This window comes from Mangrovibacter yixingensis (genome assembly GCF_020523985.1).
Classification (GTDB): domain Bacteria; phylum Pseudomonadota; class Gammaproteobacteria; order Enterobacterales; family Enterobacteriaceae; genus Mangrovibacter; species Mangrovibacter yixingensis.
Genome location: NZ_JAIVKM010000001.1, coordinates 415,249 through 430,771 on the forward strand (window position 1 = coordinate 415,249; position 15,523 = coordinate 430,771).

The following is a 15,523-nucleotide window of genomic DNA, read 5'->3' on the forward strand; positions in this document are numbered from 1 at the left end:
CATCATGATGTATCACATTCCTGATGTCCTGACGTCAGACGAACTGACTACCTTCAGCGCCCAGCTTTCCCAGGCTGAATGGGTCGATGGGCGGGCAACGGTTGGCAACCAGGGGGCACTGGTGAAGCAGAACCAGCAAATTAACACCCAGACTGCGTTGTATGATGCACTGCAAAATACAGTCAGGCAGGCCCTTAACCGCAACCCTCAATTCTTCTCTGCTGCATTGCCTCGAGCGTTATCATCCCCATTATTCAACCGCTACCAACAAGGTGAAACCTATGGTTTTCATGTGGATGGCGCAGTCAGGCAAAATGGTAATGCTGGCTGGATGCGTACAGATCTATCCGCCACCTTGTTTTTATGCGAGCCCGCGAGTTACGAAGGCGGGGAGCTGGTCATTAAAGATACCTACGGTGAACACCGGGTGAAATTACCCGCCGGGCACCTGGTGCTGTACCCTTCAAGTAGCCTGCATTGTGTTACCCCGGTGACATCAGGTGCCAGAGTGGCTTCATTTCTCTGGATCCAGTCAATGGTTCGGGATGAAAAGCAACGCGCCATGTTATATGAGCTGGATAATACGATTCAGAGCCTCAAAGCCCGCCATGGCGACAGCGAGGAACTTCTGTCGTTACTCAACATGTACCACAACTTATTACGTACCTGGACCGAGGTTTGAGACGAAACTGGGGATGGGAAGATAAAAAACGGCGCATACTCAGTTGTTGCGCCGTGTTGGTGGAAAATCGAGCTAATCAGGCCATCAGAATGAAGTAGTTACACCTGCATAATATGCGCGGCCTGGTTCGTTATAGGTTGAAGCCCCTTCATTTTCACGGTAGATGCGTTTATCCAGCAAGTTACTGATCCCGACATTGAACCGCAGGTTCTTGCTGTACTCGTAATTCACACCTACACCGAAAATGGCATACGCACCGACAATAGTGTCAGATAACCCACTGGCTTCTTTGCGTATTTCCGCAGTTGTACGTGGGTGCTGGCGGCCATACATTGTCCAGCTCAGTGTAGTGGACACATCTGGCGTGATTTGCCAGTCAAGCCAGGAATTCACTGTATATTTAGGGATCAGTGACAACGGGTTGCCAGTTGATTTGTACTTCGAAGTAAACATATAGGTCGCATTGGTGCGCCACTTCAGCGTGTCTTCCACTATTGGCAGAGTCAGGTTGGCTTCCAGCCCCTGAGTCAGGGCCTTGCCGCCATTTTGCCACTGGTAAATATCATAATTTGATGAATACCAGCTTCCGGCAACCGCCACTGTTCCCAGAGATGTATCTCCGGCCACAATTTTATTTTGGTAATCGTTACGGAAGTAAGTCAGCCCGGCACTGTAGTCTTTGTGTGTCCATTGCAAACCGACTTCTTTATTCACACTGATTTCAGGTTTCAGGTTGCTGTTACCCATTAAGTAACAACCATTACTTGTGCCAATATTGCAGCCATTACCGCTGCTTGCGAGCAGGTAACCTTCACTGGACTGGTAGAGGTTAGGGGCTTTAAATACACGGGCAATCCCGGCTTTCAGCATCACTTCATCGCCGAGTTCTTGCTGGAAGTTAAAGCTGGGGCTCCAGTTGCTGCCAAAGCGATCGCTGTAATCGAAACGCAGGCCAGGGATCAACGTGGTGCCATCAAACGCATCAATAGTGTCTTCCACGTACAGTCCACTTAATTCCTGGGCATTTTTGCTGCTGCGCTGGGATGGGTCACCTGATACACCATTGATGTCGATGCCGCTGGCATCCGTTGCTTCCATTGACGCCGGGTCATTAAGTTCTTCCCGGCTCCATTCACCACCCAACGTCAGTGTATGATCCACCCACAAACTAAATGGCACGGTATATTCGTTGTTGATACGCCAGGTTTTATAGCGGCTGGTGTTGAATGTATCGCTGTTGATCATCCCTTCAACTTTCCCGGTAGATCCTTCATCCAGACGGGTGTTATGGGTATCTTCATAACTCAGAATTAATTTTGATTGCCCCCAGTCCCAAATCCCGTTGTGTGTCAGGCTGTAGAGTTGGCGGTACATCCGGTTTGTTTCGTGCCCATACAAGGTTGGAACCAGAGTACTGATGTTGCTATTACTGTACTGGGTATCCCCGGCATAGATATTGCCCTGGCGGCTGTAGGAATAATTAAAATCGAGGAATTGTTGCGGGTTAATTTTCCACTGGAGCATGGTATTGATATCACGATTACGCACCCCTTCACGGCCAGCTGCGTAGGAACCATTCTCACTGGTGTTGATATCGTATGCATCAGCATCGGTTTTATTGATATTGCCGTATAAACGCATGGTTAATACATCGTCAATCAATGGCCCGCTCAGGCTGAAGTTCATGCGCTTTGTTGCGCCTTCTTTTTTGTTTTCGGGCTGATTGGTGAATAACGAAAGGGAACCATGCCAGTTATTGGTTGGGCGTTTGGTGACAATATTCACCACCCCCCCCATTGCCCCTGAGCCATAATGCGCCGCAGCCGGGCCGCGTAATACTTCAATATGATCCACCATTTCTGGTGGTACCCAGTTTGAGTCGCCACGCGTATCGCGCTCGCCAGTTCGGCTGTAACGCACAGAGCTGCGGGAGGAAACTGGCACGCCATCAATCAGAATCAGGGTATTTTCCGGGCCCATACCACGAATATCTATCTGGCGGTTATTCCCCCGGCTGCCTGTTGCACTGTTGCCAGTTAAGTTCACCCCAGGCATTTTACGGATGATTTCCGACAAATCATTGACTGGCGGTGATTTTTCTATGTCCTGTTGAGTAATTAACGAAGCGCCGGGTTGCTGTTTGAGTTTTTCTTCTGCTTTATTAACCACAATTGTATCTTCAGCAGCACTGCTTGCGTCTTTATCTGACGCACTTTTTGCCTGGGAACTCTGTTTATGAGGCAATTTTTGCGCGGGGGTATTCACCGGTGTGTTCTGCGAAGTATCGGTAACGGATGCGTTATCTGAATTTGCCTGAGACTGGCTGGTACAAACCAGTATGCCAATGGCGATTGCGAGACGTGTTTTCCTGCCACTAATAAGATGAGACATAGTGTTACACCATGTAGTTATTGAGATAAATAGAATTATTTTTTAATTGAGTGCGCATGATAATCATTATTATTTGTATTTGTAAAGAAGAAGATATATCTAAATTGCCAGAAACTGAGACTCAATAATGGGCAAGCTACTGGAGTAGAAAACAGGAACATGCTACCTGGGTGGTTATACGGGAAGCAAAATCAGAGGCGAGGCACCACTTAACCAAGGGGGAGTGAAATAATTTACTGGCACCGTAAAACTACGCTGTAGCACTGTGGCTAAAAAGTGATTTCAGTTGATTTCATGTGCAGATATGTAATTATTTTAAGAATATTCTTAAAAAAGAGCAGTGTGATGAACACTTTTGCAAGGGTATCTGCCGTATCTGGATTACTGGCGCTAGGCTTTCTTTGCCTGCCAGCTACCGCGAAAAGTAGCGTTTCCGATGACCAGGTGAAGCAGGCAATTATTGATGAATCCATTGCTGATTACCCAGGGGTCTGTGCGTGCCCGTACAACAGCGCGCGTAACGGAAGCTCGTGTGGCAGGCGTAGTGCCTGGAGTAAGCCTGGGGGGTATTCCCCCATTTGCTACAAAAAAGAAGTGACGCGTGACATGATTAAAGACTGGCGGGAAAGCCATAAGAGTTAACCCGCCAGATGTGTATAACCGGCACCGGAAAATGCAGCACGGTACCGGTTTCACGCTATTGCGGAATAATGTTGTGTTGCTTCAGGGTATCAAACAACTGAGTGAAAGAATCCAGAGTGCAACGGTAACCCGCGAAACCCGCTTTACGGCTTTTGCTCATATCCGTGAACACCTCCATTGGGCGGCCGAGGTCGGCATCAGTGTCCCACCAGGACGCCAGGCGGTGAATATCGTGCTCAGCTAAGTTGTGGCGTTGAGCTATTTCCTGCCAGGCTGTGGCTGCGTCTTGCATGCGCCCTTCAAGGGGCATCATCTGTGCCGGGTACGGAGCCGCTTCAATACCAAAATAACTGGCAATACGCGGCCACATCCAGCTCCAGCGGAAAACATCACCATTAACAGCATTGAAATCCTCATTGGCAGCCTCAGGGCTCTGAACTGCCCACTCCAACTGTTCAGCCAGTAAACTGGCATCAGTCATATCAGATATGCCATTCCACTGCGCTTGTGAGCCGGGGAAAATAAACGGCCATCCTTTCTCTTTACACAATATGGCGTAGACTGCCAGCGTCTGGCCCATATTCATGGCGTTTTCAGACCGTTTTGTAGACTTATTTGAAGAGGGTATTGATGTTGCGATACGCATCGGCCAAACCGGCGATTTACCTGCTTCTTTAGGAAGCCGCCTGTTGGGGCGGGAAAAAATGGTCTTTTGTGCCTCACCTGGCTACCTTGCACAAAACGGGCAACCCGAAAACCGTACTGAACTGCTGCAGCATAAAGCGATTTTGTATGAGCGGGTGGATGGCAGTGCCAAACCCTGGTTACTGACCACGGAAGACGGGCATGCATACTGGTGTGAAGCACCTTGCCGAATGGCACTGGGCGATGTCGATGCTCAGGTTCAGGCGGTCTGTGCTGGGCTGGGAATAGGCCAGATGCCCACCTGGTTGGTACGCCAACAGTTGATCTCCGGTGAACTACGCGTCATTTTTCCGGGTATTCAGCCCGATGGCCTGGCACTTAACCTTGTTTGGCCACGGCGTAAGCAATTGCTCCCTAAAGTGGATGCGTTGTTGGCGGAACTGAATAACCTGGATATTGGTGCATCGGTATTGGCTGAAATAGCGGGTCAAAGTGAATCTGGTAAAGAGTAAAAAAAGGGGATAACCGTGTATTGCCCATTTACCTCTGTCAGCGCCCATAGTGGGGTGATTATTGATACCCGGCACAGTGCTTTCTATAACGGCTGGCCGCAGGAAACCGGGGGAACACAAGGCCATGAACCGGGTGCGATTAACCTGGCTGCTTCCTGGCTTGCGGTCATGGGCAATAATTCACTGCGAAACTGGCTATGTAGCCAGAACATTAAGGCAGATAGCCCCGTCGCGCTTTATGGCACGCAGGCTGGCAATGAACAAGTGGCATTGCGCCTGAAACAGTGTGGCATTAACGCCCTGTATTACCTGAATGATGCATTTCAGGTTCCCGAACGGTTACACACCCAGGCGGGGTTTCACTCGCTGATTTACCCCCAGTGGCTGGTGGCCTTGCAGCATGGTAGCCCGGTTTTTGCTGCTCCTCAGGCAAACTGGGTGCTACTGGAAGCCGGTTTTGATACGGCGGGTGTGTATGCTGAAGGCCATATTCCTGGGGCTGGCTATCTTGATACCCGTGAAGTAGAAGGTGGCCCACTGTGGAATAAATTACCTGATGCACAACTCATGGAAATGCTACGCCAGCAAGGTATTGGGCCAGACACCACGGTTATTCTCTACAGCCGGGGTGATTGTGCCGCGGCACGGGTTGCCATTATTTTGCTGTATGCCGGAGTAAAAGATGTTCGCCTGCTTGATGGTGGCTGGCATAGCTGGCAACAGGCCGGGCTGCCTGTAGAAGCTGGCAGCGGGAACAAGCCAGCACCACTTCAAACTATGCCTGCCTTCACGCCAGATACTGCGCTGTTTGTTGACCAAAGCCAGGTGAGCACATGGCGGAGACAGTCGGCCGTCACCCTTGTCAGTGTGCGCAGCCTGGTGGAACACCGGGGGGAAACCAGTGGTTACACGTATATTGAAGCCGCAGGGGATATTCCGGGTGCACATTGGGGCCATGCCGGTGAAGATAATGGCTCGGTTCAGGATTTCCTTAACCCCGATGGCACTATGATACGGGCAGATGCACTGGCAGCCTTGTGGGCTGGTGAAGGTATTTTCCCGCACCAGCGAGTAGTGTTTTATTGCGGCACGGGCTGGCGGGCCAGCGCCGCATTATTTTATGCCAGGGCAATGGGGTGGGGTGATATTGCGCTGTATGATGGCGGCTGGTATGAATGGAGCCGCCAAGACTCGCAGAGCAGGTAACCCAACGGCTTACCAGCCGCGCATACCGTAACCGCCACAGCCGCCACCGTTACGCATACCATAACCCATTCCATAGCCCATGCCGTAACCTCGACCACCGTCATTATCGGCGCGTGGGCCACGGGTATAACCCGCATTCATCATTTGCGTATGCCATGCACTACGGCTGGCATACCACTGGGCATTTAACTGACCAAGCTGTTGGGTGAGCGAGGCAATTTTTGCCTGATCGGGTTTGGTCTGGTTGTACTCATCATCCAGCGCCTGTTGGGTATCAAAGACTTTCTGGCGCAGGGTGTTCATGGTCTGGAAATGCTGTTGTGCCTGAGCATCGGTAATTACGGCATTACCGGTCTGAGGCGTTTCGGTTGCCGCATTGGCCAGTGAAAAACCGCCAACCAGAGTGGCGATGACCATAGCTGCCTGCAGTTTGCGTAATGTTGTACGTTTCATGATTTATCTCCTGGTAGTCAACAGGCCTGGGCGCTCAACATGCAGCCTGGCAATATCTGTTCTGTTTCGGTTCTGATTTTCATATTGCATACCCTGTGCCAATATTTAATTTATTGTTTTTATTGAATAAAAAATAAATCATGATATTTGCATGTGAATTATTTACCCAGATCATAAAAAGAGTGGGTAAAAAAGTTACACTTGTTCGACCGGGTTAAACTCACCAGGCAGTGCCAGGGGGATACATCATGTGGAGTGACTCCAGACGAACATTTTTTGGCTTATCGCCCTGGCTGATGGTGGGGTTATCAGTCGTGCTGGGGCTTGCCGTGCTTGGGTTATCCTTGCGCAGTACGCAACAGGAGCGGGTGTACCTGCAACAAAACCTGAATAACCGGGCTGATGCCATTGTCTGGGCGCTGGAAACCGGTGCGCGAATGAGCATGAATGGCGGCCGGGATAACCGCCTGCAAACCCTGGTTGAGCAAACGGCTCACCAGCCAGGCGTTATCTTTCTGATGATGACCGATGATAACGGCACTATCCTGGCGCACAGCGATGCCAGCCGGGTAGGGCAGCAACTGCCAGAAAACCAGCGCCCCTTGCCCCAACAGCCCGATACCTGGCGCAGGCAGATAAAACTGAGTGATGGCAGGCAGGTTTTCCAGGTCTGGCAGCGGTTTAACCCCTTGCGTGGGCGCGGCATGATGGGCGGCGGCAACGGAATGATGCGCATGATGGGCGGCTACGATGACGGGGCAGGCAACGCCTTGCCACAATGGGTTGCGGTAGGTATCGACCCGGCCAGTTTTGAAACCACCTTTGCGCAAACCCGGCGTAACAATTACCTGCTGGCCCTACTAGTGATTTTGCTCGGTATGGCGGGGTTTATCTCCCTGTTTTGGGCCCACAATTACCGGCGTTCTCAGTCACTTTTGCGCGACACCAGGGCGATGGCCGACGAAGTGATTGCCAGCTTGCCTTTAGCGTTGCTCACCTGCGATACCCGGCAGCGCATCATTTCCGCTAATCGCCAGGCTATTGATTTACTGCGCTTACCGCAGCCCTGGGAAAAACACCCTTTAGCGCAGGTGGAAGGGCTGGACTGGGCTGCAATACGCACCGCCATGGCAGATAGTGGGCGCTTACTGGAGCGGGAGTATCAGCTCAACAGCGCCGGGGGGCATCAAATCCCGGTCAGTATCAGTGCTTCACCTGTGCGTGGCGATGGTGGGCAAGTTACCGGCACGGTATTTGTGCTGCGCGACCTGACAGAAGTAAAACAGCTTCAGGCGCAGGTTGAACGCCAGGCTCGCCTGAGCGCATTAGGTGAAATGGCGGCCGGTGTGGCTCATGAAATCCGCAACCCACTCAGTTCGATTAAAGGCCTGGCAACTTACCTGGGCGGTAAATTCTCTCAAGAAGCGCCAGAACATTTGGCTGCACGGACTTTATCTGAAGAGGTGGACAGGCTGAACCGGGTAGTTTCTGAACTGCTGGATTTTGCCAGGCCCGGTGAATTTTCCCTGCAACCGGGTGATATCACACCCGTTATCGAGCGGGCGCTTCGCCTGGTGCAAAGTGATGCCACGAATAAACATCTCTCACTGGTGTTTTTGCCCTGCGGGCCGCTGCCTGACGTGGAGCATAACGCCGACCGGCTGGCTCAGTGCCTGCTGAATCTGGTTATCAACGCCATCCAGGCGACCCCCGAAGGCGGCACGATTTCGGTGGCGGTACGGGTGGTGAATGCTGGCACCAAACTGGCCGTGTCAGTTGCAGACAATGGCAGTGGTATCGACAAACAACATTTAAGCGAAATTTTTACACCGTATTTCACAACCAAACCCAGCGGAACCGGGCTGGGCCTTGCCATTGTTCACCAAATTATTGAAAAACACCGGGGTGAAATCACCGTAGAAAGCGAGCCTGGCACAGGCAGTGTTTTCACCCTCTGGTTACCGATTTACCGGAGTGAAAACCATGAAAAATAACCCTGAAACCTTGCTGGTAGTGGATGACGACCCAGGGCATCGCATTATGCTGATTACCTTGCTTACCGAATGGGGCTACCAGGTTCAGGGCGCGGAAGATGGCGCAACCGCTATTCGTTTGTGCCATGAAACCCCTTTCGACCTGGTATTGATGGATATTCGCATGGCCGGGCTTAACGGCATTGAAGCCTTAACGCAAATTAAAGCCTGGAACCCGGCGATTATAGTGCTCATCATGACCGCCTGGGCTAATACTGAAACAGCCGTTTCGGCGATGAAAGCGGGCGCGTATGACTACCTCACCAAGCCGCTGGATTTTGATGAACTCAAAATGACCATTGAGCGGGCTCTGGATCATGTGGCGCTTAGTAGTGAAAACCAGCAACTGCGCGATGTACTGGCAACCCAGCTTCAGTTACAAGAAGGCATGGTGGCGCGCAGTGATGCCATGCGCCAGGTAATGAACCTGGTACAGGCAGTGGCTCCCAGTGAGGCAACGGTATTGATTGGCGGAGAATCGGGCACTGGCAAAGAGCGCATTGCCCGCCTGATTCACGACAACAGCCCCCGGCGTAATGGGCCGTTTATCGCCATTAATTGCGGTGCATTGAGTGAAAACCTGCTGGAATCTGAATTGTTCGGCCACGTTAAAGGCGCTTTTACCGGAGCAGAAAAAGCCCGTCCCGGCCGCTTTGCCGCGGCGAACAAAGGCACGTTATTTCTGGATGAAATTGGCGAAATGCCACTGCCCATGCAGGTCAAGTTACTGCGTGTTATCCAGGAACGTGAAGTGCAGCGCCTTGGCGAAGACCAGCCCCAGAAGATTGATGTGCGTCTGTTAGCGGCAACCAACCGCGATTTACAGGAAAGGGTGGCTAACGGAGAATTTCGCCAGGACCTGTGGTATCGCCTTAATGTGGTGTCGATTACCTTACCGCCATTGTGCGAACGCGTGGAAGATATCCCACTCCTGGCGGATACCTTTCTTACCCGGTTTGCCAAACGTAACGGCAAACAACTCAAAGGCTTTACCCCCCAGGCAATGGATCGCATGTTGAAATACCGCTGGCCGGGCAATATCCGTGAACTGGAAAATGCAGTAGAGCGGGCGGTGGTACTGGCGATAGGCGACTATGTGGGTTTGCAAGTGCTGCCACCCACACTCAATCCGGGTGATGACCAGGAACCCTCTCCACTGGTGTTTGATAATATGTCCCTTGAAGAGATAGAGCAGGCGGCTATTGCCCGTATGTTGGAAGTGACCGGGGGCAATAAAAGTGAGGCGGCCCGTCGCTTAGGGATTACCCGTAAAACCTTGCACCAGAAAATTTCCCGTGACACGGGGGAAAATGACCAGGGTTCTTCAGCATGAGCATGCTGTTTATCTGCTTACTCTGGCCCGGTATAGTAGCGGGCCATTACTAACCTGTTTCTGCGAGAGAACCATGGCCCGACCGAAAATACCCCGTAATATCTGCGGGCGCCCGGCAAACAGTTGTTTTAAGCCTAACGGTATCCCAATGAACAGCCTGGAACGGGTGACAATGGATGAAGACGAATTTGAGGCAATGCGCCTGGTAGACCTTAATGGCATGCAGCAACTGGAAGCGGCCGCACTTATGCAGGTGTCACGGCAAACTTTGGCAAACCTGGTGAAACGAGCGCGTGCCAAAGTGGCGGACTGCCTGGTGAACGGCAAGGCACTGGATCTTGCGGGCCGGGACTGATGTAGAACCAGAGGTCACTGTTTAACAAAACCCTCAGTAATTGGCATATGCCATTAATGGTGCTATATATGGCATATGCTATTAATGGCGTATGGCCAGCCTAGCGCTTTTACTGAGGACTCCACTATGACGATTGCTATTCCCCGCCTGAAAGGGCAGTTATCTCCCCACTTCACCAAAGCAGATTCATTCGCGCTGTACACAGACAAAGGCGAAATGCTGGATGAATTTGTTAACCCGGCTTTTGCTGAGTGCACCTGTGAAGCAAAACGCGCGCTGTTTACTACGTTGCAGAATAAACAAGTCACTTGCATTGTTGTTCGTAATATTGGCCAACATATGCTTGGCAAATTACTGGATGCTGGCATGCGCGTATTACAGGCTGCCACACGCGATATCACGGCAACACTGGCACTTTTGGCAACGGATAACGCACAGGTGTTGCAACTCACCGCCGCCGAACAGGGCCGCCCATCTCTGCACCATGGGGAACACCACGGCCAGTGTGAACATGCACAGGGTCAGCACGGCGAAGGCCATGCCTGTTGCCATGGCACACCTACACAAGCCACACATGCGCCAATAAATATCACGGGGATTGCTCCCACATGTTGTTGTGGTGGGCACCATCATCATGATTGAGGGTACGGCCTGAAGCCCTGGAAACCACCGTTTTTTATGTCCTACGGTTACTCTTATTAACCCCGTTTTACGGGGTTTTTTACTCAATAATGCAGAGTTACCTTTTGGAACTATTTCTGGCTATTCTGTACTTTCCCGAACGTTTTATTTCTCGGTTTCTTGCCTTTATTCGGGTATTTTCTGGGATTAATGTCACGTTAAAAAATAAAACTCAATAAAATCATTACCCTGAAATTTAGCTTAAGAAGCTGGCCTCGGTATTGCTATATCCATCAGGTAACGTTGTTTCAATCTGGCTCTGTAATAAACAAATTACAGAACACATTTTATTTGGAGGCGATACTGATGACACGCAAACTGGCTATTTATGGTAAAGGGGGGATTGGCAAATCCACCACCACACAAAATACAGCCGCTGCACTGGCGTATTTCCACGGTAAAAAAATATTTATTCATGGCTGCGATCCAAAAGCCGACTCTACTCGTTTAATTCTTGGGGGCAAACCACAGGAAACATTAATGGATGTACTGCGTGACCAGGGCGCAGAAAAAATCACCAATGAAATGGTGGTAAAAAAAGGCGTCTTTGATATTCGCTGCGTTGAATCCGGTGGCCCGGAACCGGGTGTAGGCTGCGCCGGGCGTGGTGTTATCACGGCAATCGACCTGATGGAAGATAACAAAGCCTATACCGACGACCTGGATTTTATCTTCTTTGATGTACTGGGCGACGTAGTTTGTGGCGGGTTCGCCATGCCAATTCGCGATGGTAAAGCACAAGAAGTTTATATTGTTGCCTCCGGTGAAATGATGGCGATTTACGCGGCAAATAATATTTGCAAAGGCCTGGTGAAATATGCCAAACAAAGTGGTGTTCGCCTGGGTGGTATTATTTGTAATAGCCGTAATGTAGATGGTGAAAAAGAATTTCTTGAAGAGTTCACTGCCGCCATTGGCACAAAAATGATTCACTTTGTTCCCCGTGACAATATTGTCCAGAAAGCGGAATTTAATAAAAAGACCGTTACCGAATTCGACCCGAATGCAAACCAGGCTCAGGAGTACCGTGAACTTGGCCGGAAAATTATCGAAAACGAAGACCTGGTTATTCCCCGGCCACTTTCCATGGACCAGTTAGAACAGATGGTCGTGAAATATGGTCTGAGCGATTAATTATCTTTTTATCTTAGCGCGTTGTTATTGGTGTTGCAGGGCAATTTCCTGTGAGGTTGCTGTGCCCTGCAACGGCTCTTTTTTGCCTCGCGCTTGCCTGATTCCACTATTTCATACAGGGGAATAACCATGCCGTACCATGAGTTTGATTGCAGCAAATGCATACCCGAACGTAAACAACATGCCGTGCAAAAAGGGGAAGGCGAGGATCTGACCTCGGCACTGCCACTGGGTTACCTGAATACCATTCCAGGTACGATTTCCGAACGTGGCTGCGCCTACTGCGGGGCGAAGCATGTTATCGGCACGCCCATGAAAGATGTGATTCACATTAGCCACGGGCCTGTTGGCTGTACTTACGATACCTGGCAAACCAAACGCTATATCAGCGATAACGATAACTTCCAGCTGAAATATACTTTTGCCACTGACATGAAAGAAAAAAATATTGTATTTGGTGCTGAAAAGGTACTGAAAAACAATATCAATGAAGCTTTTGATGCCCATCCCAATATTAAACGCATGACCATTTACCAAACCTGTGCCTCTGCACTGATTGGTGATGACATTGCTGCTATCGCTCAGGAAGTGATGGATGAACGGCCCGATGTCGATATCTTTGTCTGTAACTCCCCAGGTTTTGCCGGCCCGAGCCAGTCTGGCGGGCACCACAAAATTAATATCGCGTGGATCAACCAAAAAGTGGGCACGGTAGAGCCAACCATCACCAGTGATTACGTTCTCAACTATGTGGGTGAATACAATATTCAGGGTGACCAGGAAGTGATGACGGATTACTTCCACCGTATGGGCATTCAGGTACTGTCCACCTTTACCGGTAATGGTTCTTATGACGACCTGCGTGCCATGCACCGCGCACACTTGAACGTGTTGGAGTGTGCACGCTCTGCAGAATATATCTGTAACGAACTGCGTGTGCGTTACGGTATTCCACGCCTGGATATCGATGGTTTTGGCTTTGGCCCACTGTCGGATTCATTACGCAAAATTGGCCTGTTTTTTGGTATCGAAGACCGCGCTCAGGCCATTATTGACGCCGAAGTAGCACGCTGGAAACCTGAACTGGATTGGTACAGAGAACGCCTTAAAGGCAAAAAAGTGTGCCTGTGGCCTGGCGGCTCCAAACTGTGGCACTGGGCCCATGTTATCCATGAAGAAATGGGCGTTGAAGTGGTGTCGGTTTACACCAAATTCGGCCATCAGGGCGATATGGAAAAAGGCATTGCCCGTTGTGAAGTGGGTGCGCTGGCAATTGATGACCCCAACGAGCTTGAATCGCTGGAGGCCATGTACAAACTGAAACCCGATGTCATTTTCACCGGCAAACGCCCAGGCGAAGTGGCGAAAAAAATCCGGGTGCCTTACCTGAATGCCCATGCCTATCACAATGGCCCTTACAAAGGTTTTGAAGGTTGGGTGCGTTTTGCCCGCGACATTTACAACGCCATCTATTCACCGATCCACCAATTGGCCATGCGCGATATCAGCAAAGACGAAATCCCAACAGACCAGGGTTTTGCCACTGCCAGAATGCTGTCAGATGCCACGCTGGATGAAGCGGTGCGTAATGCCCCTGATACCCGTGAATACAGTGGCAACTTCGACAGTGTAACCCCGTTGCACGAACGAGAACTGCCTGATTTCTCCAACGACCAGGCTCCGCGCCAGGAGGCGGTATGAACCAGCAACAGCAAGTTGAACTTCTGGTGGATTACATCATGAAAAACTGCCTGTGGCAGTTCCATTCTCGCAGTTGGGACCGGGAAAAACAGAATGCGGGCATTCTGGAGAAAACGCGCCAGTTGCTGTGCGACGAACCCGTGGTGCTGGAAACACCGGCTGACCGCTGCTATTGGGTGGATGCCGTGGTACTGGCCGATGCTTACCGGTCACGTTTCGCCTGGCTGCGCGAAATGACCAAAACCGCCATCGCTGAGCTTATGACGGCACTGCACCAGCGTATGGATTATCTGACTATCACCGGTTCGCTTAACGCTGAACTGACTGACCAGCGTTACTAACGTAGGGGGTTGCAATGTCCTGTGAATTGAAAGCGAAAGACAGAACCGGGGTGATCAATCCCATCTTTACTTGCCAGCCAGCCGGTGCGCAGTATGTCAGCATCGGCGTAAAAGACTGCATTGGTATCGTCCATGGTGGTCAGGGCTGTGTCATGTTTGTGCGCTTACTTATCTCCCAACACCTGAAAGAGAGCTTTGAAATTGCCTCTTCCTCCGTGCATGAAGATGGTGCGGTTTTCGGTGCGCTGGACCGGGTTGAACAGGCGGTTGACGTGCTGCTGATGCGTTATCCCCATGTCAAAGTGATCCCAATTATCACCACGTGCTCGACCGAAGTCATTGGTGATGATGTTGACGGCGTGGTGCGCAAACTCAACGAAGGCTTACTGAAAGAAAAATATGCCGGGCGTGAAGTACACCTGATCCCGATTCATACCCCGAGCTTTGTGGGTAGCATGATTAGCGGCTACGACGTCACGGTACGTGACTTCGTGAAATATTTCGCTACCAAAAGCGAACCCAATGGCAAGCTGAACCTGATAACCGGCTGGGCAAACCCAGGCGATGTCACGGCACTGAAACACCTGTTGTCCGAAATGGAAGTCGATGCCACGGTATTGTTTGAAATTGAGGATTTTGACTCCCCCTTGATGCCTTATGGCAACACTGTGTCTCATGGCAACACAACTATCGAAGACCTGACCGGTACGGCAAATGCCTGCGGTACGCTGGCCCTTAACCGCTATGAAGGCGGTAAAGCGGCACGTTACCTGGAAGAAAAATTCGAAATACCCACCATTATTGGCCCGTCACCTATTGGCATCCGTAACACCGATACATTTTTGCAGAATGTCAAAAACCTGACAGGCAAAGCGATTCCAGAATCGCTGGTGCGTGAACGTGGTGTGGCGTTGGATGCATTGACCGACCTGGTGCACATGTTCCTTGCCGACAAAAAAGTGGCGATTTATGGCAGCCCGGATCTGGTTATCGGCCTGGCTGAATTCTGCCTGGATCTGGAAATGAAGCCCGTATTGCTGCTGTTAGGTGACGACAACGCCGGGTATGAAAAAGACCCGCGTATCGATGCCCTGCGCCAGAATGTGGTGCATGACATGGAAATCATCACCAACGCTGATTTGTGGGAGATGGAAAAACGCATCACCCAGGATGGATTAAAACTGGATTTGATCCTCGGGCATTCCAAAGGGCGCTTCACAGCCATTGATAACCAAATCCCCATGGTGCGGGTTGGCTTCCCAACCTATGACCGTGCCGGGTTGTGGCGCCACCCGGTGGTGGGTTATGCCGGTGCCATCTGGCTGGCTGAACAAATGGCGAACGCCCTGTTTACCGATATGGAATACAAGAAAAACAAAGAGTGGCTGCTTAATGTCTGGTAATAACGCGGGCT

Annotated in this window: 13 protein-coding genes and 2 pseudogenes; 12 read left to right on the forward strand and 3 right to left on the reverse strand. The window is 50.8% G+C overall.

Annotated elements, in window-relative coordinates:
- The first annotated feature begins 4 nt into the window (after positions 1-4).
- On the forward strand, positions 5-682 hold the full coding sequence (ybiX, locus tag LC084_RS01950; protein WP_226568887.1) for a PKHD-type hydroxylase YbiX: 678 nt from the start codon (positions 5-7) through the stop codon (positions 680-682).
- Between the two features lie 84 nt (positions 683-766).
- Here the strand turns inward: ybiX and LC084_RS01955 are convergent, their stop codons facing one another.
- Positions 767-3,073: a FepA family TonB-dependent siderophore receptor gene (locus LC084_RS01955; RefSeq protein ID WP_226568889.1), complete on the reverse strand. Its 2,307-nt coding sequence runs from the start codon at positions 3,071-3,073 to the stop codon at positions 767-769.
- A 345-nt stretch (positions 3,074-3,418) separates the two neighbouring features.
- Here LC084_RS01955 and LC084_RS01960 point away from each other — a divergent pair, with 345 nt between their 5' ends.
- On the forward strand, positions 3,419-3,715 hold the full coding sequence (locus LC084_RS01960; protein WP_226568890.1) for a hypothetical protein: 297 nt from the start codon (positions 3,419-3,421) through the stop codon (positions 3,713-3,715).
- Between the two features lie 55 nt (positions 3,716-3,770).
- Here LC084_RS01960 and LC084_RS01965 read toward each other — a convergent pair.
- A pseudogene (locus tag LC084_RS01965) lies at positions 3,771-4,307 on the reverse strand (NAD-dependent dehydratase); the annotation flags it as partial.
- On the opposite strand from LC084_RS01965, the pseudogene LC084_RS01970 reads away from it, so the two are divergent.
- Positions 4,300-4,872 (forward strand): annotated as a pseudogene (locus tag LC084_RS01970) (LysR substrate-binding domain-containing protein); the annotation flags it as partial. The pseudogenes LC084_RS01965 and LC084_RS01970 overlap by 8 nt on opposite strands.
- 15 nt (positions 4,873-4,887) lie before the next feature.
- Positions 4,888-6,078 carry a sulfurtransferase gene (locus LC084_RS01975; RefSeq protein WP_226568893.1) on the forward strand — a complete coding sequence of 397 codons (1,191 nt, stop codon included), beginning with the start codon at positions 4,888-4,890 and terminating at the stop codon, positions 6,076-6,078.
- A 9-nt stretch (positions 6,079-6,087) separates the two neighbouring features.
- Here the strand turns inward: LC084_RS01975 and LC084_RS01980 are convergent, their stop codons facing one another.
- Complete coding sequence (locus LC084_RS01980; protein ID WP_226568895.1) at positions 6,088-6,531, reverse strand: hypothetical protein; 444 nt, start codon at positions 6,529-6,531, stop codon at positions 6,088-6,090.
- 248 nt (positions 6,532-6,779) lie between these two features.
- Here LC084_RS01980 and LC084_RS01985 point away from each other — a divergent pair, with 248 nt between their 5' ends.
- The 8 genes from LC084_RS01985 to anfK all read left to right on the forward strand — a co-directional run bounded on the left by LC084_RS01985 (position 6,780) and on the right by anfK (position 15,512).
- Positions 6,780-8,525: an ATP-binding protein gene (locus LC084_RS01985; RefSeq protein ID WP_226568897.1), complete on the forward strand. Its 1,746-nt coding sequence runs from the start codon at positions 6,780-6,782 to the stop codon at positions 8,523-8,525.
- The gene (locus tag LC084_RS01990) at positions 8,515-9,897 is read left to right on the forward strand and encodes a sigma-54-dependent transcriptional regulator (protein WP_226568899.1); all 1,383 of its coding nucleotides are present in this window, start codon (positions 8,515-8,517) and stop codon (positions 9,895-9,897) included. Before LC084_RS01985 ends, LC084_RS01990 begins: the two co-directional genes overlap by 11 nt.
- Before the next feature lie 73 nt (positions 9,898-9,970).
- Positions 9,971-10,252 carry a DUF134 domain-containing protein gene (locus LC084_RS01995; protein ID WP_226568901.1) on the forward strand — a complete coding sequence of 94 codons (282 nt, stop codon included), beginning with the start codon at positions 9,971-9,973 and terminating at the stop codon, positions 10,250-10,252.
- 126 nt (positions 10,253-10,378) lie between these two features.
- Positions 10,379-10,894 (forward strand): NifB/NifX family molybdenum-iron cluster-binding protein, encoded by a 516-nt coding sequence (locus LC084_RS02000; RefSeq protein WP_226568903.1) that lies wholly within the window; start codon positions 10,379-10,381, stop codon positions 10,892-10,894.
- A 345-nt stretch (positions 10,895-11,239) separates the two neighbouring features.
- Positions 11,240-12,067, forward strand: a complete 828-nt coding sequence (gene nifH / locus LC084_RS02005) for a nitrogenase iron protein (protein WP_226568905.1) — start codon at positions 11,240-11,242, stop codon at positions 12,065-12,067.
- Positions 12,068-12,196: 129 nt separating this feature from the next.
- Positions 12,197-13,768: a nitrogenase iron-iron protein, alpha chain gene (anfD, locus tag LC084_RS02010; RefSeq protein ID WP_226568907.1), complete on the forward strand. Its 1,572-nt coding sequence runs from the start codon at positions 12,197-12,199 to the stop codon at positions 13,766-13,768.
- Positions 13,765-14,109, forward strand: a complete 345-nt coding sequence (anfG, locus tag LC084_RS02015; RefSeq protein ID WP_036109871.1) for a Fe-only nitrogenase subunit delta — start codon at positions 13,765-13,767, stop codon at positions 14,107-14,109. Before anfD ends, anfG begins: the two co-directional genes overlap by 4 nt.
- Before the next feature lie 14 nt (positions 14,110-14,123).
- Positions 14,124-15,512 carry a Fe-only nitrogenase subunit beta gene (gene anfK / locus LC084_RS02020; protein WP_226568910.1) on the forward strand — a complete coding sequence of 463 codons (1,389 nt, stop codon included), beginning with the start codon at positions 14,124-14,126 and terminating at the stop codon, positions 15,510-15,512.
- Positions 15,513-15,523: the final 11 nt, after the last annotated feature.

What these genes read in the sequence shown, in the direction of transcription:
- ybiX (WP_226568887.1), top strand. Translation starts at nt 5, where the DNA reads ATGATGTATCACATTCCTGATGTCCTGACGTCAGACGAACTGACTACC.
- LC084_RS01955 (WP_226568889.1), bottom strand. Translation starts at nt 3,073, where the DNA reads ATGTCTCATCTTATTAGTGGCAGGAAAACACGTCTCGCAATCGCCATT.
- LC084_RS01960 (WP_226568890.1), top strand. Translation starts at nt 3,419, where the DNA reads ATGAACACTTTTGCAAGGGTATCTGCCGTATCTGGATTACTGGCGCTA.
- LC084_RS01980 (WP_226568895.1), bottom strand. Translation starts at nt 6,531, where the DNA reads ATGAAACGTACAACATTACGCAAACTGCAGGCAGCTATGGTCATCGCC.
- LC084_RS01985 (WP_226568897.1), top strand. Translation starts at nt 6,780, where the DNA reads ATGTGGAGTGACTCCAGACGAACATTTTTTGGCTTATCGCCCTGGCTG.
- LC084_RS01990 (WP_226568899.1), top strand. Translation starts at nt 8,515, where the DNA reads ATGAAAAATAACCCTGAAACCTTGCTGGTAGTGGATGACGACCCAGGG.
- LC084_RS01995 (WP_226568901.1), top strand. Translation starts at nt 9,971, where the DNA reads ATGGCCCGACCGAAAATACCCCGTAATATCTGCGGGCGCCCGGCAAAC.
- LC084_RS02000 (WP_226568903.1), top strand. Translation starts at nt 10,379, where the DNA reads ATGACGATTGCTATTCCCCGCCTGAAAGGGCAGTTATCTCCCCACTTC.
- nifH (WP_226568905.1), top strand. Translation starts at nt 11,240, where the DNA reads ATGACACGCAAACTGGCTATTTATGGTAAAGGGGGGATTGGCAAATCC.
- anfD (WP_226568907.1), top strand. Translation starts at nt 12,197, where the DNA reads ATGCCGTACCATGAGTTTGATTGCAGCAAATGCATACCCGAACGTAAA.
- anfG (WP_036109871.1), top strand. Translation starts at nt 13,765, where the DNA reads ATGAACCAGCAACAGCAAGTTGAACTTCTGGTGGATTACATCATGAAA.
- anfK (WP_226568910.1), top strand. Translation starts at nt 14,124, where the DNA reads ATGTCCTGTGAATTGAAAGCGAAAGACAGAACCGGGGTGATCAATCCC.